General features: G+C 68.5%; 18 protein-coding genes. 6 read left to right on the top strand and 12 right to left on the bottom strand.

Annotated features, from left to right (window positions below; translation table 11 throughout):
* Positions 1–53 precede the first annotated feature (53 nt).
* Both ACIA58_RS26345 and ACIA58_RS26340 read right to left on the bottom strand, forming a co-directional pair.
* Entirely contained in the window at positions 54–866 is an 813-nt protein-coding gene (locus ACIA58_RS26345; RefSeq protein WP_396406427.1) for an ABC transporter permease subunit, read from the bottom strand.
* Entirely contained in the window at positions 863–1,762 is a 900-nt protein-coding gene (locus tag ACIA58_RS26340; protein ID WP_396406426.1) for an ABC transporter ATP-binding protein, read from the bottom strand. Before ACIA58_RS26340 ends, ACIA58_RS26345 begins: the two co-directional genes overlap by 4 nt.
* 196 nt (positions 1,763–1,958) lie before the next feature.
* On the opposite strand from ACIA58_RS26340, the gene ACIA58_RS26335 reads away from it, so the two are divergent.
* Positions 1,959–2,114, top strand: a complete 156-nt coding sequence (locus tag ACIA58_RS26335) for a hypothetical protein (protein ID WP_396406425.1) — start codon at positions 1,959–1,961, stop codon at positions 2,112–2,114.
* A 221-nt stretch (positions 2,115–2,335) separates the two neighbouring features.
* Here ACIA58_RS26335 and ACIA58_RS26330 read toward each other — a convergent pair whose 3' ends face one another.
* Positions 2,336–2,992: a response regulator gene (locus tag ACIA58_RS26330; protein ID WP_396406424.1), complete on the bottom strand. Its 657-nt coding sequence runs from the start codon at positions 2,990–2,992 to the stop codon at positions 2,336–2,338.
* Positions 2,989–4,128: a sensor histidine kinase gene (locus ACIA58_RS26325; RefSeq protein WP_396406423.1), complete on the bottom strand. Its 1,140-nt coding sequence runs from the start codon at positions 4,126–4,128 to the stop codon at positions 2,989–2,991. The genes ACIA58_RS26330 and ACIA58_RS26325 overlap by 4 nt, the downstream gene beginning before the upstream one ends.
* A 161-nt stretch (positions 4,129–4,289) precedes the next feature.
* On the opposite strand from ACIA58_RS26325, the gene ACIA58_RS26320 reads away from it, so the two are divergent.
* Positions 4,290–4,760 (top strand): DUF6326 family protein, encoded by a 471-nt coding sequence (locus tag ACIA58_RS26320; RefSeq protein ID WP_396406422.1) that lies wholly within the window; start codon positions 4,290–4,292, stop codon positions 4,758–4,760.
* Positions 4,761–4,772: 12 nt separating this feature from the next.
* On the opposite strand, the gene ACIA58_RS26315 is transcribed toward ACIA58_RS26320, so the two are convergent.
* Entirely contained in the window at positions 4,773–5,009 is a 237-nt protein-coding gene (locus ACIA58_RS26315) for a hypothetical protein (protein WP_396406421.1), read from the bottom strand.
* Between the two features lie 379 nt (positions 5,010–5,388).
* The gene (locus ACIA58_RS26310; RefSeq protein ID WP_396406420.1) at positions 5,389–6,201 is read right to left on the bottom strand and encodes an LLM class flavin-dependent oxidoreductase; all 813 of its coding nucleotides are present in this window, start codon (positions 6,199–6,201) and stop codon (positions 5,389–5,391) included.
* A gap of 221 nt (positions 6,202–6,422) precedes the next feature.
* Here ACIA58_RS26310 and ACIA58_RS26305 point away from each other — a divergent pair, with 221 nt between their 5' ends.
* The gene (locus tag ACIA58_RS26305; RefSeq protein WP_396406419.1) at positions 6,423–6,902 is read left to right on the top strand and encodes a DinB family protein; all 480 of its coding nucleotides are present in this window, start codon (positions 6,423–6,425) and stop codon (positions 6,900–6,902) included.
* 38 nt (positions 6,903–6,940) lie between these two features.
* Here the strand turns inward: ACIA58_RS26305 and ACIA58_RS26300 are convergent, their stop codons facing one another.
* Together ACIA58_RS26300 and ACIA58_RS26295 are read right to left on the bottom strand one after the other, a co-directional pair.
* Complete coding sequence (locus ACIA58_RS26300; RefSeq protein WP_396406418.1) at positions 6,941–7,732, bottom strand: alpha/beta fold hydrolase; 792 nt, start codon at positions 7,730–7,732, stop codon at positions 6,941–6,943.
* Between the two features lie 112 nt (positions 7,733–7,844).
* On the bottom strand, positions 7,845–10,574 hold the full coding sequence (locus ACIA58_RS26295; protein ID WP_396406417.1) for an ATP-binding protein: 2,730 nt from the start codon (positions 10,572–10,574) through the stop codon (positions 7,845–7,847).
* 74 nt (positions 10,575–10,648) lie between these two features.
* Between ACIA58_RS26295 and ACIA58_RS26290 the strand changes: the two genes are divergently transcribed.
* Genes ACIA58_RS26290 through ACIA58_RS26280 form a run of 3 tightly spaced genes read left to right on the top strand, consistent with a single transcriptional unit; the run spans position 10,649 to position 13,566 of the window.
* Positions 10,649–11,557 (top strand): SDR family NAD(P)-dependent oxidoreductase, encoded by a 909-nt coding sequence (locus ACIA58_RS26290; RefSeq protein ID WP_396406416.1) that lies wholly within the window; start codon positions 10,649–10,651, stop codon positions 11,555–11,557.
* A gap of 3 nt (positions 11,558–11,560) precedes the next feature.
* Positions 11,561–12,580 carry an LLM class flavin-dependent oxidoreductase gene (locus tag ACIA58_RS26285; RefSeq protein ID WP_396406415.1) on the top strand — a complete coding sequence of 340 codons (1,020 nt, stop codon included), beginning with the start codon at positions 11,561–11,563 and terminating at the stop codon, positions 12,578–12,580.
* Positions 12,577–13,566: a TIGR03557 family F420-dependent LLM class oxidoreductase gene (locus ACIA58_RS26280; protein ID WP_396406414.1), complete on the top strand. Its 990-nt coding sequence runs from the start codon at positions 12,577–12,579 to the stop codon at positions 13,564–13,566. Before ACIA58_RS26285 ends, ACIA58_RS26280 begins: the two co-directional genes overlap by 4 nt.
* Positions 13,567–13,568: 2 nt before the next feature.
* Here the strand turns inward: ACIA58_RS26280 and ACIA58_RS26275 are convergent, their stop codons facing one another.
* From ACIA58_RS26275 to ACIA58_RS26260, 4 genes are all read right to left on the bottom strand, one after another.
* Positions 13,569–14,333 carry a class I SAM-dependent methyltransferase gene (locus tag ACIA58_RS26275; RefSeq protein ID WP_396406413.1) on the bottom strand — a complete coding sequence of 255 codons (765 nt, stop codon included), beginning with the start codon at positions 14,331–14,333 and terminating at the stop codon, positions 13,569–13,571.
* Positions 14,334–14,456: 123 nt separating this feature from the next.
* Positions 14,457–14,786: an STAS domain-containing protein gene (locus ACIA58_RS26270; protein WP_396406412.1), complete on the bottom strand. Its 330-nt coding sequence runs from the start codon at positions 14,784–14,786 to the stop codon at positions 14,457–14,459.
* On the bottom strand, positions 14,783–16,951 hold the full coding sequence (locus ACIA58_RS26265; protein ID WP_396406411.1) for a SpoIIE family protein phosphatase: 2,169 nt from the start codon (positions 16,949–16,951) through the stop codon (positions 14,783–14,785). Before ACIA58_RS26265 ends, ACIA58_RS26270 begins: the two co-directional genes overlap by 4 nt.
* Positions 16,952–17,078: 127 nt before the next feature.
* Positions 17,079–17,618 (bottom strand): CGNR zinc finger domain-containing protein, encoded by a 540-nt coding sequence (locus ACIA58_RS26260; RefSeq protein WP_396406410.1) that lies wholly within the window; start codon positions 17,616–17,618, stop codon positions 17,079–17,081.
* Between the last annotated feature and the right edge of the window lie 72 nt (positions 17,619–17,690).

Genomic DNA, 17,690 nt, shown 5'->3' with positions numbered 1-17,690 from the left:
GCGGTATCCGGAACGTGCAGATGAGTTCCGGATAGGGCCGCTCGCGTGTGTGGCTACTTGACCTCGGAGCGGCGCAGGAACGACAGCCCGACGACGAGGGGAATGACGATCCAGATCATCGTGGTCGAGCCGAGCATCGCCCACTCCTTGACAGTGTTCGTGGCGCCATTGAGGAGCGCCACCTGCGTGTAGTGCCAGTCGATCCACGGCTGCAGGTCCTCGAACCACGAACGCACCTGAGCCAGGAGCGCGAGGATGCCCGGCATGACCAGTGAAGCGACGAAGTAGCCCACGATCGCGGCTGCGGGGTTGCGCAGCACGACACCGAGGGCGAAGCCGAAGGCCATGCCAACCAGGTTGTAGAGCATCATCTGGAGTGCCATGGACAACGAAATGTCCCACGCGGTGTCGACGCCTGCGAGCGCGGACCCGGCCACGTTGCCGAGGGCGCCGACCGCGAAGGCGACGGAGACGGCGCCGAGGCCCACCAGGAGGGTCGCGATCGCCTTGGCGCCGATCACGCGGCCGCGGCTCGGCACCAGCGTGAAGGTCGTGAGCCCACTTCGCTGGCTCCACTCACCTGTGACGGCCAGGATCGCGATGATCGGCAAGATCACCGACATCGGGAACCCGCTCGCCCTCACGAAGTTCTGGTAGGTGACGTCGCTGTTGAGGCCGAGGACGAGGAGCGACCCGGCCGAGATGGGCGACAGGACGCCGATGCTGATGAGCATCCAGAATCCCGAGCGGGTGTTGAACATCTTGCGCAGCTCGACCTTGACGAGTCGGGTGGTCGGGATGGGCTGGGCGGTCCGTCGGGCCGGCTCGGCCTCGATGGTGTCGGGAGGGACGATCGTGGCGGTCATGCCGCAACTCCTTCGCGTTGGGCGTCGGCAGTGAGGGACAGGAACATGTCTTCGAGCCCGGTGCCCTCGGCGGGCCGGAGCTCGGTGAGGGCGATGTCAGCTGTCAGTGCCACCGCCCCGACCCGAGCCGGGTCGGCATCCGTGCGGACCCAGCCGTCCCCTGCGAGCGTGCTGGGGATCCCGGCCCGTTCGAGGGCGTGCGCGAGGTCGCGCGGTGACGTCGACCGGACGAGCGTCCCCGCTGCGGCCAGCAGCTCTTCCTTGCTGCCGGACGCGACGACCTTTCCCTTGCCGATCACGACCAGGTCGTCGGCGATGACCTCGATCTCGTGGAGCAGGTGTGAGGACAACAGGACGGTGCCGCCCTGGCTGGCAAAGCCCGTCAGCAGGTCGCGCATCCACCGGATCCCGGCAGGGTCGAGCCCGTTGGCCGGTTCGTCGAGGATCAGCACCCGGGGGTCCCCGAGCAGTGCGGTGCCGATGCCCAGTCGCTGACGCATGCCGAGGGAGTAGTTGCGCACCCGGCGCTTGGCCTCCGAAGATGTCAGGCTGACGAGCTCGAGCATCTCGTCGACGCGGCGGCGGGGCAGACCCATGGTGTCCGCGGCGATCGTGAGGATCTCGCGTCCGGTGCGGCCGGCGTGCTGGGCGGAGGCGTCCAGGAGGACGCCCACCTCGAGGCCGGGGTTGGGGAGGTCGGCGAACCGTTCTCCGTTGATGGTCGCGGTGCCGGACGTGGGGACGGTCAGGCCGACCATGACGCGCATCGTGGTGGACTTGCCGGCGCCGTTCGGGCCGAGGAAGCCGGTCACGCGCCCAGGCAGGGCGGTGAAGGAGACGTTGTCGACGGCGGTGAAGCCGGCGTACCTCCGGGTCAGTGACTCAACAGTGATCATGTGACAACCCTCGCCGCGTCGCGGCGGGCGCACATCGGCGTCGAGGCCGGAGCCTGCTCGGCCGTTGGGAGGAGCGGGGTCTCGTTCTTTCGGTCGGTCCCCGAGGCCGCGGCGATCCCTAGGCTGGGCGTGTGATCAGCAACGCCCCCGCGCTCGCTGTCGGCCGAGGCGCCGCGCAGCCGACGTTCCCGAACGGGTGTCGCGCGACTGGGTGCTGGTCGGGGTGTTGATGGTGACGGCGCTGCTCGAGGGAGTCTTCCGGGACGACGTCGCCTGGCGGCCGTTAGTGGCGATCGTGGCGGTCGGGATCGCGCCGGTGCTGCTCTGGCGGCGTACCGCCCGACCACGATGAGACTCGTCTGTGCCGACGGGCGCGGACGAGCCTCGGGTGCTTGCAGCACCTACGTATTCCATTGCGGGTGACGCCTGCTCGTGCCGGATCGCCGACCACCTCCCGGTGGCTTCGCCCGCGGCCCCGCGCTGGCGGTGCGAGAGTTCATCAGCCTGAATGGCCATCGTGGAGGTATGCCCACCGGTGCCCGGCGCGGTTGGCTGCGTTGCGATCTGTGCCCGCTAATTTGCTCTGACGCGTTTGGTGTCGTGGGCCCACATTGCGATTTCTACGCGGTTGCGGGCGCCGAGCTTGGTCATTAGCGATGCGATGTGGGACTTGACTGTGCTCAGGCCGACGAAGAGGTCGGTGGCGATTTCGGCGTTGGTCCGGCCTCGTGCCACCAGTGCGAGCACCTCTTCCTCGCGGTCGGTGAGCGGGGAGGTGGGCTGGATCGGTACCGCCGGTGCCTGGTTGGCGAAGGTTGCCAGGAGGCGGCGGGTGACGTTGGGGGCGATCAGGGCGTCGCCGTTGGCGGCCGCGTGGATGGCCTGCACGAGGAGGTCCGGGCCTGCGTCTTTGAGCAGGAAGCCGCGGGCGCCGGCGCGTAGGGCGCCGAGGACGTACTCATCGAGGTCGAAGGTGGTGATCACGACGACCGCCATCGGGTCGGCCACGTCTGGCCCGGCCAGGCGCCGCGTCACCTCGACGCCGTCGAGCCCGGGCATCCGGATGTCGACGAGGAGGACATCGGGACGCAGCCGGGTCGCCATGTCGAGCGCTGCGAGCCCGTCTGCTGCCTCCCCGACGACCTCGAGATCGGGTTGCGCGCCGAGGATCATCACCAACCCGGTCCGGACCAAGTCCTGGTCGTCGGCTACAAGAACACGGATGCTCATCCCAACGCCTCCACCGGGAGCACGGCCTCGACCACCCAGCCACCCCCGGGCCTCGGGCCTGCGGAGAACGATCCGCCGAGGAGCTGGGCCCGTTCGGCCATGCCCAGCAGGCCGAACCCAGGCCCCGGGCCCGGCCCCGGCTCGGTCCGTCCATCGTCGCTGACACGCAGTCTGACGGCGTCGCCTTCCCGGCGTACGTCGATCCCGACGCGGGTCGCGCTCCTGGCGTGCCGTACGGCGTTGGTCAGCGACTCCTGCGCGAGCCGATAGAGCGCGGCGTCCACGGGTCGTGCCAGCCGGGTCAACGAACCGTCCAGCGAGACCTCGACGGTGGGCGTCGCGTCCGCGCGCGCCAGAGCAGGTAGGTCCGCGATACCCAGCTGCGGTGAGTAGGCGACGGCTTCCTCCTCACGCAGCACCCGCACCATGGATCTCATTTCCGCCAGGGTTCGCGACGCTTCACGCTCGATTGCGGCCAGTACCTCGGCAGCCTTCTCAGGCTGGATACCTGCCACCACGCGACCGGCCTGCGCCTGTACCGCGATGGCCGAGACGTGGTGGGCCACGGTGTCATGCAGCTCGCGCGCCAGCGCCACCCGCTCCTGATTGCGGATCTCGCGCTGTCGGCGATGCCAGAGGTCGGCGCGGTAGCGGAACACCACCGCGAGGGCGACGACCAGCAGCAAAAGGACGCTTCCGCCAAAGACCTCGGCCCAGCCCACGGAGGCGGCATACATCCCCAGTAAGACGACGACTGTCACGAACGCCGTACCCAAAACGATCTCCCGGCCCGAGCCCCATCGCACCAGGGAGTAGAGCAGGATCACGACGGCCGTCATGGAGTCGAGGCCGAGGTCCTCGGCGTGCGCAGCCAGCTGGAGGACCGAGAGCAGCCCGGCGATGCCCCACCCGGACAGGGCGGCCATCAGGGGGCGGCTCCGCCGCCAGAGCAAGGCAGGCATCAGCGCCAGGGCGAGCACCGTCACAAGAGGCCGCCAGGCCAAGCCCGGCCGAACGATGCCCTCGACCAAGGCGGCGGCCGCGAACACGCCCACCAGCAGCCAGTCGAGCCGACCGACGGGTGGGGCGTCAGCAGGCCGCGGCTCATGCCAGATGGAGCGCCGGATAGTGACCACGGCTCCAGCCTAGGGTTCGGCGCGCCTCCGCGTACCAGCCGAAAGCACTAGAGGGAGACCGTGCCATCGGCCAGGCAACCCGAGCCTCCGGGCCGAGGCGCCCGCCGCCGGGCCAGGCGATCGTGGACCTACTGATCCACACCACGACAACGGAGCCCATGATGAGAACAGGTGCCACCCTGGAAGACCAGCCGGTCCCGGTGCGAGCGAAGCTCGCCGCAACGTGGACAAGCTTCATGTTCCTCTACGCCTACGTGGACATTCTCAACTTCTTCACGCCCGGCGTCGTCAAGGACATTCTCGGCGGCAAGGTCTTCGAGTTCGACCTCTCCCAGACCTTTTCGACCACGGCGCTGGCCCTCGTGGCCATCCCGATCCTCATGGTCGTGCTGTCGATGACGCTGCCCGCCAGGGCGAACCGCATCACGAACCTCATCGTGGCTTCGCTCTACATCCCCGTCACGGCATTCAACGCGGCGGGCGCGTCCTGGCTGTTCTTCTACGGCCTCGGCATCGTCCTGGAATTGATCCTTCTCGCCCTCATCCTGCGGTTCGCCTGGACCTGGGCCCGCACCGCACCGTCGGCGACTAGCCCGCACCATGAAACCGTTCGCACCCAACAGCGAGCGTGAACCCACCCGCAATCAGCTGGCGTGGAAGGAACGCTCCAATGCCAGAGCGAGCCGCTGCTTCCAGGCTTCGGCGGTGCCTTCGATCCAGGGGTACTCGTCGAGGAAATTTCCCCAGTCGACATCCCAGGCGAGCACCGACGCCGGTTCGAAGTCCAAGGATTTCGACTTGGGGTGCAGCACCTGCCGGATGAGGGTGGGGGAGACGTCCTCGGGGCCGGCTGTCAGCAGCCAGGCGTCGCCGATCGGCAACCGTTCGGGTCCATCGGAAGTTTCTCGTTGTAGACGAAGTCGAGTTGGACGGAGCCGGTCAGGCCCTCGTGCTCGTACGGGAAGACCAACCGCCGGCCCGGGACTCGTTCGTAGGTTCAGATCTCGTCCCGGGCCACCTCCGCGGCGCGCAGCCCTGGACCCGGATCCGCGGCCCGAGTCCGGCAAGGTGGTGCAGCGTTGGTACGAGGCGCGGTTGCCCATTCGAGGTGCGATTCGAGGAGTCGAAGGCTGCACAAGGCGGCTCGGGAGCGGACCCGCGGGCCGCCTGGCTCGATGGGAGCGGAATGCTCGCGCGATGTGATCTGGGTTCTCGAGTACTCGGATGCGAGCGTCTTCGGCTGTCTGAGGGGTTCGCTGGTTAGGTGGGTGGGCCGGTGGTTATGCGGTGGTGGAGTTCGGTGGGTGGGATTTCGGAGCCGTCTTGGAGCCACCAGGTGACGCCGGCTGCCTCGTACTGCTTTGCTGTTTGGGCGTTGGGGGTGCCGGCTTGGTTGGGGGACCAGATGGCGATGTCGGGATTTGGGGGGCCGCCGGAGGCTTCGAAGTTGGTGCGGATGGTGGTTAGTTCGGCGATGGTGGGTAGGCGGAAGTCGTCGGACTCGTCTCGGATCTGCGGGAAGAGGCCGGTTGCGTTGCGTGCGCCTCGTACCGGGCCGGTTCGCGGCCAGAATCCGCTGGTCCAGATCGGGATGTTGCTGGCCGGCATGCGTACGTCGGTGGCGTGGTAGTACTTGCCGGTGTGCTCGACGGGGTCGCCGGTGAGGAACTTGTGTAGGAGGTCGGCTCCGTCGTCGAGGCGTTCGGCTAGTTCCCTGCGGCTGGCGGACTCGCCGAAGCGGGTGTAGTCCCAGCCGGCTCCTGTTCCGAGGCCGAGGATCAGACGGCCGTCCGAGAGGTCCTGGAGCGTGCTGGCTTCGAGTGCCAACTTTGCCGGTCGTCGGCGCGGCAACGGCACGACCATCGGGCCGATGAGGATTCTGGTGGTCGCTTGGGCGATCGCGGCGAGCGCGACCCAAGGATCTGCGACCGGTGGCTCGTAGGTGGGTGCGCTGAGCAGGTCCCAGACGAAGAACCCGTCCCAGCCGTGTTCCTCGCTTGCTACGGCGAGATCGCGCAGCACCCTCGGACTTCCGTACTCACCGAACGACTTCGTATAGATCCCATAGCGCATGGTGCTGGCAACCTCCCGCTTCCGGACGCTATTCCCGCACGTCTCGAAGACCGGCGGGGCGTGAAGCCGGCATACCGCCTGGTACCCCGGCTCAGCCTCAAGCCGGAGACGCGCGAGACGCTGCCGTTCGCCGTACCGCAGGAACTCCTCGAGCCGGAGGGCTGATTGACTTGTGCCGACTCGTGCGACATGAGGCGTGGGTGCATCGAGAGGAGACTTTGATGGGTTCGTACGACGTGTTGCTGGACGATGAGCGTGTGCAGCTTGATGCGTTTGTCGAGGAGTATCGGAGTGCTGTCGAAGGGACTCTGGACTCTCTTACTGAGGAGCAGGCGCGGCGGCGGCTTGTGGCGTCCGCGACTACGCTGCTTGGGCTGGTGAAGCACGTTACTTGGATGCAGAGGGTGTGGTTCGAGCAGTGTGTTGGCGGGGAGTCTCTGCGCGCGCTCGGGTTGGTGCGGAGTCCGGAGGAGTCCTTTCGGCTTGACGCGGACGACACCATCGCGTCGGTCACGGCGGCCCATCAGGAGGCCTGTTCCACTGCGCGGAAGGCGGTCGCGGACCTGCCCCTGGATGCCGTCGTGACCGGGCATCAGTCCGGACCTCGCACGCTTCGGTGGGTGTATCTGCAGGTGTTGCGGGAGTTGGCGCAGCATTGCGGACACGCCGATATCCTGCGCGAACAGGTACTTGCGGACTGACAGGTCGAACAGTTGACGCTCGCTAGTCGGGGGCGGGCCTAGCGGTGTTGGTTGAGGAATTTGGTGAGTTCTGTGAGGTACTGCGCGCGGTTGTCGCGGCGTACTGAGTGGCCGGCGTTGGGGACGTGGGCGGATCGGAAGTCGCCGGCTGCTGCGTGGGCGCAGAGTTCGGCGTACTCCGGGGAGATCAGGCCGCCGCGGCCAGGGTCTCCGTGGATGAGCAGTACCGGGCACGTGATCGTGGCCAGCAGGTCTGTTAGCGGGGGCGGGGGCTGGTGTGGCTGGTCGAACAGGTGGGGGTTGACCTGCGCTTTTGACACGGCCCAGGGCTCTAGTTCGTCGTCGGGCCAGTCGGGGTCGTTGGCTCGGCCCTGTGCGATCCGTGACGGCAGATCGAGGGCCCGGAGGTCTGCGAGCCACTCCGGCTCGGACCACGGCTGGTCCTGTCGGTCTGCGGACGGCTGGCCGGTCGGCGGGTCTTCCAGTACAACCGCGCGGACCAGGTCCGGCCGGGACGCGGCGAGGTGGGCGGCCGACATCGCGCCCATCGAGTGGCCGACCACGATCATCCCGCCGTCACCAGGCTGGCTCGACAGCACGAGGGCGGCATCGTCGCTGTGCGCGGTATAGCGGACAGGTTCCTCGGGGAGCCCGGACTCGCCGTGCCCACGTGCGTCGATCGCGAGCGCCTTGATCCCGGGTATCGCGCCGATCACTGGCTCCCAGCACTGCGCGGAGTCGGAGAAGCCGTGAAGGAAGGCGACCTCGGCCGCCGCTTCATCGGTCCGGTACCACGCCAGATGGGCCGTCCTGCCTCGCACATCGAACATGCTTGGGGACACTATCCCAAACACGCCACACCACCCAGGGGGTTGGCGCTGCCACGATGTGCGCGCCTACGACGACGTGGCAGACCCGCGCCCGCCGAGGTCGAGCTGAAGCTCAGTGCGACTCGTCGTCGAGGGGGAGGTGAGCCAGTTCTACCCGGGAGCGGATCGAGAGTTTTCGGAAGATCTTTTGCAGGTGGTAGGCGACCGTGCGGGGGCTGAGGAAGAGTTGGGCACCGATTTCGCGGTTGCTGGCGCCGTCGCGGGCGAGGCGGACCACCTGTAGCTCCTGGGGTGTGAGGCTCGTGATTGGTGTGGGTTGGGACGGCCGCGTGCGGGGGGCGCCGGTGGCGCGTAGTTCAGTGCGCGCGCGTTCGGTCCACGGTGTGGCGCCCAGTTGGGCGAAGGTCTCGGCAGCGGCTCGCAATGGTGCCCTGGCATCGCTGGGGCGTCGCTGGCGGCGCAGCCATTCGCCGTACAGGAGCTGGGTTCGGGCCCGATCGAAGGGCCGGGGCTGGCCGCGTCGCGCGGCCTCGTCGTGCATCGACAGCGCCTGCTGGTAAAGGCTGCCGGCGGTGGTTTCGTCGTCGGCCAGCAGGGCTTGGCAGCGCAGATCGAGGGCCCGTGCGGCCGGCCGGTCACTGGCATCTGCCCAGGCGGTGAGCGCGAGGCTGCGCTCGCGGACCATAGTCGGATCAGCGCAACGGCTCGCGGCCTCGATCAGGTCAGGGGCCTGCAGGACCGACATCAGCGGGTGCTCACACCCGCCGGTGTCGCGGAGCGCCTGCTCGGGGCGTCCGAGACCAAGATCGAGCAGGCACAGCGCCCAGTGGCCGATGGCAACTACCGGCGTGACGCGGTTGACCTCGGCGTGCCCCAAGGCGCTGTGGGCGAGCTTGCCGGCGCTCTCCTCCTGTCCGGCGACCGCGTCGAGCCAGGCCAGCACCCCCTCGAAATGACAGCGCCGGTTCTGTTGTCCGAGTACGGTCGCCAGGTCGAGGCCTTCGGTCGCGTTCGCTCGGGCGTAGCGGTAGCGGCCGGTCAGCGCCTCCACTGTGGCGAGGATCTGCAGCGACAGGACCAGCGGACCGAGCTGGCCACCTGTCCGGCACACGCGTACGGCGGTCTCGGCGGCGGCAAGCGCCGCATCGTCGTCAGCCAGCGACATCGCGACGGCGGCCTGCAGCACGAACTCCACCGGCGAGCGGCGCGCATGGTCGTACGCCGGTCGAGCGTGCTCCGAGCCGCCGGTCAACGTGTCGAGCCGACTCGACAGCTCGAGCACGACCTGGACGGCGGACTGCTGGGGACTGTCCGGCGGCAGAGTCAATGTGTGCAGCGCACAGAGGACTTCGTGCGCCAAGCCCTGGTCGTTGGCGAACCAGGCGTTCTTCACCGCGTCGACCAGGAGCAGAGCGGCGAGCCCGGGATCAGCGGCGGCGACCTCATCGATCTCGGTCATCAGCAGCTGGTGTGTTGTCACCGGCGAACCGCTGTCGACCGCCATGCCCCCACGGAGGCGCCGGTTGTGCGCCCGGACCACCGGATCGCGGGCGAGCTGGTCGGACTGCTCGACCAGCCGCTCGGCGCGCGCCGGCTGGCCGGCCAGGTTCGCGGCCTGTGCTGCCGCGGAGAGCAGACGCGCCCGCTCAGGGTCCGTAGTCGTCAACCATGCGGCCTTCTCGAAAGCAGTGGCCGCCGTCGCCGGACCGCCGCGTCCTAACGCGCGCCGGCCACAGCGCTCGAGTTCGGTGGCGATGGCGTCGTCGGGACCGGCGGAGGCGGCTGCCAGATGCCACGCCCGTCGGTCCGCGTCGCGCTCCAGTACCTGCGCCAAGGCACGATGGGCATCGATCCGGTCAGCGACCGCTGCCGAGCGGTAGGTCGCGGCGCGGAGCAGCGGATGGCGGAAGACGATCCACCGGCCGCTGACCGTGTCCTCGGTTCGCACCACACCTGCTGCCTCGGCAGGGATCAGCGCCTCCGGTGCGAGCCCGCGCGCGGCGGCGGCACGCAGTACCACGGCCAGATCGGAACTCTCCTCCGCCGCGCACAGCAGCAGGAAGGCCCTGGTCTCGGTCGGCAGCGTCTCCAGCTGAGCCTCGTAGATCCGCTGCAGCCGCTCCGGCAGCGGAAGCGGCTCGGCGAGCGGCTCGACTCCAGAGCGCTGCGCCGGCGAGAGCGCGGTCGGCAGCTCGCGCAACGCCAGCGGGTTCGCGGACGTCTCAGCGATCATTCGCTGGACCAGGTCGCCGGTCACCTCGGGATGAGCCTGCGCCAGCAGCGACACAGCCGCGGCTGTATCCAGGCCCTCCAGCCGGATCTCCGGCGAGTCAGGGAAGAGTGGAGCGTCCCGGACGGCGATCAGCAGACCGATGCGCTCAGCAACCAACCGGCCGGCGACGAACGACAACGTGTCGGCCGACGGCTGGTCCAGCCACTGCGCATCGTCGACCAAACAGAGCAAGGGGCGCTCGTCGGCCGCCTCGGACAACAAGGTCAGCGTGCCGAGGCCGACCAGCATCCGATCCAGCTGCGCGGCTGGTTCCAGTCCGAAGGCTCCACGCAACGCAGCTGCCTGTGGAGCCGGGAGCCCGTCGATGCGGTCCAGCAGCGGGCGGAGCATTTGATGCAGCGCGGCGAAGGGCAGCTCGGCCTGGCTCTGTACGCCGTACCCGCGCAGCGTCCGGACGTCATCACCTGTGGATGCAGCCGCATGCTCGAGCAGAGCCGACTTGCCGGAGCCGACCTCGCCGCGAATCACCAGCACACCCGGGGATGCGGCCACGAGATTCCCCAGCAGCTGCTCGATCCGTCGGCACTCCGACTCCCTGCCGTACAACATGTCTCCAACCTAAGCCCTCTGAACTGGTCATCTGACGGATGAGCTCGTGTCGAGCTCGGGCCTACCGTCGGCCCATGGACACCTCGTGCGACCTCCGGCACGTGTTGGTGACCGGCACTTCGACCGGCATCGGGCGCGCGACGGCCCTCAGACTGGCCGCGGCGGGCTTCCACGTGTTCGCGACCGTACGCCGTACCGCGGACGGCAGGGCGCTCGCGCTCGCGGCCGGATCCGGGCGGCTCGACGCGTTCACGATGGACGTGCTGAACCCGGAGCATATCCGGGACGTCGCGCGCGCCGTCGCGCAGCATGTGGGCGCCCGTGGACTCGATGCCCTGGTCAACAATGCCGGGGTCGGTCTGTTCCAGCCGCTCGAACTCGTCGACCCGGGCGCCTTCCGTCGGCAGCTCGACATCAACGTGACCGGTCCGCTCGTGGTCAGCCAGGCCTTCCTGCCGCAGTTGCGAGCAGCCAGGGGCCGGATCGTGATGATCGGCTCGATCGGGGACCGCATCACCATGCCGTTCGTCGGGCCGGTCGCGGCCGCCAAGCGCGCGGTGTTCGCGCTCACGGAAGGCTTCCGGCAAGAGCTTGCGCCCTGGGGTGTCAAGGTCGTCCTGATCGAGCCGGCCAGCATCCGTACCGCGGCGGTGGACAAGCTCGCCGACGATTCGGAGCGGGCGCTCAGCCCCTTGTACGACGTCATGTTCCGGAGAGCGATCACGAAGGGCATCGCCCGCGAGCGCAGCGGCAGTCCGCCCGAGGTCGTGGCGGCCGCGGTAGCTCGAGCGATCCGTACGCCGCGCCCGCGGCCCCGCTACCTGGTCGGGAAGGACTCGCGCAGGCTGGCCCTGCTGGCCGGACTCCCACCGGCCCTGCTCGACCCCATCCGCCGGCGGCTGTTCGGCCTGCCCAAGCCGGGATCACTTGCCGCGGGACCGGTGCAGAACGCCGTTCAAACACGACAGCTGAGAGAGGTGTAGCGGATGAAGTTCGGAGTCGAGGCTCCTACTTGCCTGGCTGGAATGATGTACCCGACCCCGTTCGCGACGGCGAACGACATCGTGCGCGTGGCCGTCGAGGCCGAGCAGCTCGGGTACTACGACGTAGGCGGCAACGACCACCTGAGCACTATGCGGTTCATCCGCGAGGCGTGGCCGCATCCGCCCGACTTCTTCGAGCCGCTGGTCGTCCTGTCCAACATCGCCGCGCGGACGTCGGTGATCCGGCTGACCACCGGCATCATGGTGCTCCCGATGCGTGACCCGGTGCTGCTGGCCAAGCAGGTCGCGACGCTCGACCAACTCAGCAACGGCCGGGTGACTCTGGGCGTCGCCGTCGGTGGCTACCGGGACGAGTTCGAAGGCGTGGCGCCGGACCTGGTGGACGCGTCGAGGGCGCGGTTGACGACCGAGGGGATCGAGTCGCTCCGGGTGCTCTGGGAGCAGCGGTACTCCACCTACAACGGCAAGCACAGGCGGTTCGAGGACGTCGAGTCGTACCCGAAGCCGGTGCAGTCGCCGCTGCCGATCTACTCCGGCGGCAACGTCGAGGGTTCGTTCCGGCGGGCCGGCGAACTGTGCGACGGGTGGCTGCCGGCCAAGGTCGGGCCCGACAAGATTCGCACCGGGCGCGCGAAGGTCGAGGCGTACGCGCGGGCGGCCGGTCGGGATCCGTCGACGATCGCCACCGCGCTGCAATCGGTCGTGTGCCTGGGCAACACCAAGGAACAGGTACGGGAACGGTTCGAGCGGTCGGCGTTCGACCTGTTCCGGAAATCGCTGTCGAAGACGATGACGAAGGGCGTCGACCTCGACGCGTACTTCGATGCGAACCTGATCGGAACGCCGGACGAGGTGTGCGCGAAGGTGCAGGCGTACCAGGAGGCAGGGCTTGATCACTTCTGCGCCAGCCTGTTCGTCGGCAACACCGTCGACGAGCTGCTCGACCAGATGCGGCTGTTCGCCCGGCATGTGATGCCCATGTTTCCCGCGGAGGCGTCATGACCGGCCTGCAGATCGGCCTGGCGGCCGCGCTCGAGCAGTTCTCGCCCCGAGAGGCGATCGACACCGCGGTGCTGGCCGAGCAGCACGGCTTCTCCGGGCAGATGGCTGCCGACCATTTCCAGCCGTGGGTCCCCGAACAGGGGCAGGCGTCGTTCGTCTGGAGCGTGCTCGCTTCGCTCGCCGAGAACACCAGCGGCGATCTCGGACCCGGAGTCACGTGTCCGTCGTTCCGACTGCATCCGGCCCTGGTGGCCCAAGCCGCGGCGACGCTCGAAGCGACGTACCCGGGCCGTACCTGGCTCGGCCTCGGATCGGGGGAGGCCCTGAACGAGCACGTCATCGGAGGGTACTGGCCGGAGGCGCCGGAGCGGGTACGGCGGATGTTCGAAGCGCTCGAGGTGATCAGGAAACTCTTCAGCGGCGGGGATGTGAAGCACGCGGGGGAGTTCTTCAAGCTGCACACGACCCGCTTGTGGACGATGCCCGACGTACCGCCGCCGGTGTATGTGGCCGCGGCCGGCCCGTACACGTCACGCAAGGCCGGCGAGCTGGCCGACGGGCTCATCACGCCGGCGGCCTCGCTGGAGAAGCTGGCGGGCATTCTCGATCAGTTCGGCAAGGGCGCGCGAAGGTCCGGCAAGGATCCGGACGAGCTGCCGAAGCTGCTGCAGGTACACCTGTCCTGGGCCGAGACCGACGAGCAGGCGTGGAGAAATGCCTTCTCCTTCTGGCCGAACGGCGGGATGAGGTTCCCGAAGGCGGACGTCCGGTCGCCGTACGACTTCGCCCAGATGGCGCAGCTGGTGCGGGTGGAGGACTACGAGGGCCGGATGGTCGTCTCCGCTGACCTCGACGTCCATCGCGCGTCGCTGCAGCGGTACGTCGACGCCGGCTTCAACCGGATCTACCTCCACAACGTCGGTCGCAACCAGGAGCAGTGGCTCGAGGCATTCGGCCGCGAGGTGCTCCCCAGTCTGAAGGCATGACATCAGTTTGGTGCGAGGACAAGTAGGTCGCTGTCGGTCGCGATGGGCTCAGCCGTGGTGGCTGCCCTCGCGGCCGCCTCGATCGCGGTGAAGCCGGCTTCGATCTCCGCCTCGGTGAGATGCTCGAACGTCGAGCTGGCTCGGTGCCGCAGTCGCTCGACGTACTCGGCCAGGCTGTCGGTGTAGTGCTCCCGCACCTGCTCGAACCCGGCCTCGCGCAGACCGGCCTCCTCGAACAGCCCGACCACCTCGGAGTACGCCGGAAAGACCTCCTGCTCGATGGCTCGCGCGCGGGGGAAGTACCGGTACCAGGGCTTGTCCGGCAGCCGGTCCGCGAAGCTGCTGCGTAACAGGACGCGGCCACCCGGGCGCAGCACACGGGCGAGCTCGCGGGCCGCTGCCGACCGGTCCTGGACGTGATGGAAAGACAGGAACAGCAGCACGAGATCACAGCTGTCATCGGGGAGCGGCAGTCGCTCGGCGCTGCCGGCCAGGTAAATCACGGCTGGGTGCGTCGCGTCCCGCTCGGCGATCTCTCGCATCCGTGCGAACGGCTCGACACCGTAGACCGGTCCGCCGAAGGTCTGGGCGAGTGAAGGCGTGAAACGCCCGGTGCCGGAGCCCACGTCGGCAACGGTCAACGGCCTGCGAGCAGGAGCGTGCCGGGTGAAGGTCTCCATCCAGGAGCGCATCACCTCCGCGCTCAGCGCGCGCCCCTGGTCGTAGGTCGGGTACTGCGTGCGGTCGTAGTCCACCTTCTTGCGCATCGTCCCTCCGAGATCCGGTCAGGCATTGGGCTGTACTTCGCGACCCTGACGCTAGATCTCGCGTTCCGACGCTCGCATCCGTCGATCGACGAGCCGAGGTGCCCACGCCCCGCGAACAGCCTGTCATTCGAGGGTGTGTTGAACCGGGATGGTCTGCGGTAGGTCTGTCAGTTCGAGTGCGGCTCGGAGTGGGGAGTCCGGTGGGACGACGATGCGGAGTTCCTGGCGGCTTTGGCCGAGTCGGTCGGCGAGCCGGAAGAGCATCGCGATTCCGGAGCTGTCGAGGTAGGCGGTCTCGGTCAGGTCGACGACGATGACGGTCGCGTCGACCGAGGCGACGCGACTGATGGCGTCTCTCACCTCCATGGCGTTGGTGAGGTCGACTTCACCGGAGATCCGCACAATCTGGACGCCTTTGCTCGTCCAGGCGTCCACTTCCGCGTACGCGGTCACCCTTCGCCCCCGATCACCACGGTGCGTCGCATGACGATCGTCGTACCTGCAGGATCGGTGTCGATGTCCACCGAGTCCGAGAGTCCGTGGATCAGTGTCATGCCCAGGCCTCCGCCCCGGTCCGCCGGTCGCCGCCATCGACCCTGGTCGCGCACGGTCAGCTGGATCGAGTCGTCCACAAGCCGCGCCTCGACGTGCATGTCGCCGGGCGCGGCGCCGTACGCGTGCCGTACGACGTTGCCACAAGCCTCCCCGCAGGCGATCGCGATCTCACCGGCGTCACGCGCATTGACACCCGACTCGCGGAGCCAGCGACGCAGTGCGTGCCGGACCTGGAAGAGCATGCGCGCGTCGGCCGGTACGTCGAGCGACAGCGGCGTGCCGGCCAGGGCCAACGGGCGCAGCGCAACCAGAGCGATGTCGTCAGCAACCTGGCCGGTCTCCGCCAGCGACGAGAGGAGATGGTCGCAGAGACCGTCGAGGTCGGGCCATTCGACGCCACACGCTTCCGCAAGCAGCCGATCGAGGCCGTCCTGGATCGACAGCGTGCGCTTCTCGACCAGCCCATCGGTGTAGAGCAGCAGAGTCGCTCCAGGCCGCAGTCGTTGCGTTGCCTCGGCATAGTCCCAGTGCCCGACTACGCCGAGCGGTGGGGCCAGCCCGCCGTCGAGATACCGCGTGCGCTCGTTGTCGATCAGGAGGGCGGGCGGATGTCCTGCGTTCGTGAACCGCACGGTGCCGGTGTCCGGGTCGTACAGGACGTAGAGCAGGGTCACCATATCGGCCATCGGCAGCTCGCGGGCCAGCCGGTGCAGGCTGTTCATCACCGCTACCGGTGACGGATCGTTCACGGCGTAGGCCCGTACCGCCATCCTGAGCTCTGTCATCGCTGCCGCAGCTTGCAGACCGTGGCCGGCGACATCACCGATGACGAGACCGATCAGGCCGTCGCGCAGCTGGACCACGTCGTACCAGTCGCCCCCGACATGCAGGTCCGCGGTCGCCGGCACGTAGCGGGCGGCCACGGCCAGGCCAGGGATCTCGGGCATCCGGTCCGGGAGCAGGCTGCGTTGCAGCGTATCGGCGATCTGGTGCTCGCGCCGGGTCCGGGCCTCTTCCCGGGTCAGCTGCTCCTGGGTCTCCTGCCGCTGGTCGATCTCGCGACGCAGACGGTCGTTGGTCGCGTTCAGCTCCGCTGTGCGGTCCTTGACGCGCTGCTCCAGGTCAGTGGCCGCGACCATCAGCGCGCGAGCGAACCCCATCCGCTCGGTTACGAGCGCGGCGAGGAAGAACGACGTCAGCGCGACGGTGGCGTTGAACGCCTGCAGGATCAGCATCTCTTCCAGCAGCGACTTGCCCGCGAACGGGCCGAGCTGGCGCGTCGCCGCCCAGGTTGCGATCAGTGACGCCACCAGCGCGGCAGGAGCAGCTCCACGCAACTGCAGACGCCACGAGGCCCATCCGAGCAACGGGAATACCAGGAACAACACGGGCAGGTCGGTGTACGCCGTCCACGACACCAGCACCGTGGTCAGGACGAGGATCACCGCGGCTTCGATCCAGCGCCGGGCCGCCCACGGTTCCAGCTCTCGGAACAGCGGCAGGCACAAGAGGAACGGGGCAACGGCGAGAATGCCCATCGCGTCGCCGGTCCACCACACCGCCCACGCACCCGCCAGCTGGTCGGCGCCGATCGCTTTCGACGACAGGAGCGTGACGGTGCCGATGGTCGCGCTGATCGTCATGCTCGCCAGCGCACCCAGGAAGACGATCGCCAGCGCGTCACGCTGGCGATCCAGCTGACGCCGGAACCCGACGCGCTCGAGCACGATCGCCGCCACCAGCGGTGCAAGCGTGTTGCCCGCGGCGGTGAGCAGCGCCGGCACCGGACCGGTGCTGATCGGCAGATTCACGGCCAGCGCCGCGAGTCCGACGCCCGGCCACGTCCACCTCCCGAGAACCAGGAAGGCGGCCAGTGCGATTCCGCTGGGCGGCCACAGGGGCGTGACGTTGCGCTCGATCAGCGACAGGCCCAGGCCCAGACGGGCACCGAGATAGTAGGCCGCGCCGACCAGGACGACGGCCGCGACGGTGCGCCCCAGATCCGCCGGTAGGCGCAGTCTGAGTGCCCTTGACGTCCAAGAAACTCCGGCGCGCCCAGCCATGGCCCTACTCGTGTGCTGTGGCTGTAGACACCCTGTCCAACCCCCTGGCCGAGGCCGAATGCCTCCCTGCCCTCAGCTCATTAGGACGCTGGAAACCGGGCCACGTCAAGCCACTGGGGGATAGCGATCAGTCCGCTGATTTCGGGTCTTTGCGCTGGTTGGCGTTGAAACGGGCCTTCTTCTGGCGGTTTCCGCAGGTGTTCATGTCGCACCATCTGCGGGTGCGGCTCTGGCTGGTGTCGAAGAAGGCGGCTTGGCAGCTCGGCGATGCGCAGAGGGCCAGTTTTCCGTCTCGTTCGCCGGCGATGATGCTGATCGCATCGGCGGCGATCACGCCCAGGGCGTCCTCGACGCTGGACGCCGAGCCGAGCTGCCAGCGCCGTTCGCCCTCTGGGGTCAGGATCGCGGCGGCCCGGCCCTGAGCGCTGCGGTCGTTGATGATTCGGACAGCAGACATGGGCAGCGCGTCCTGGATCGCGGCCGCTGTCGCGGCGGCGTGGATCGATTCCCTCAGCTCCCGGGCGAGGTCGAGTTGGGCAGGGGTGCAGGAGTCCACGGCGAGGCCGCTCACCGCCAGCCAGTCGACGAGTCGCTGCGGCGTGGGAATGCGCTCCACAGGTTCGCCGCGGCGCTCCGACAGAGTCCCGGTGAAGCTGGTCGCCAGCACGCTGCCGAGGCGGAAGTCAGGGAACCGAGCAGGCATGGAACCAGCTTAGCCGGTTGCGTGCACGTTCGAAGA

Origin of the sequence: Kribbella sp. NPDC051586 (genome assembly GCF_044453965.1) — a bacterium.
Lineage (GTDB): Bacteria > Actinomycetota > Actinomycetes > Propionibacteriales > Kribbellaceae > Kribbella.
This window is presented reverse-complemented; position numbering and strand designations above follow the sequence as displayed.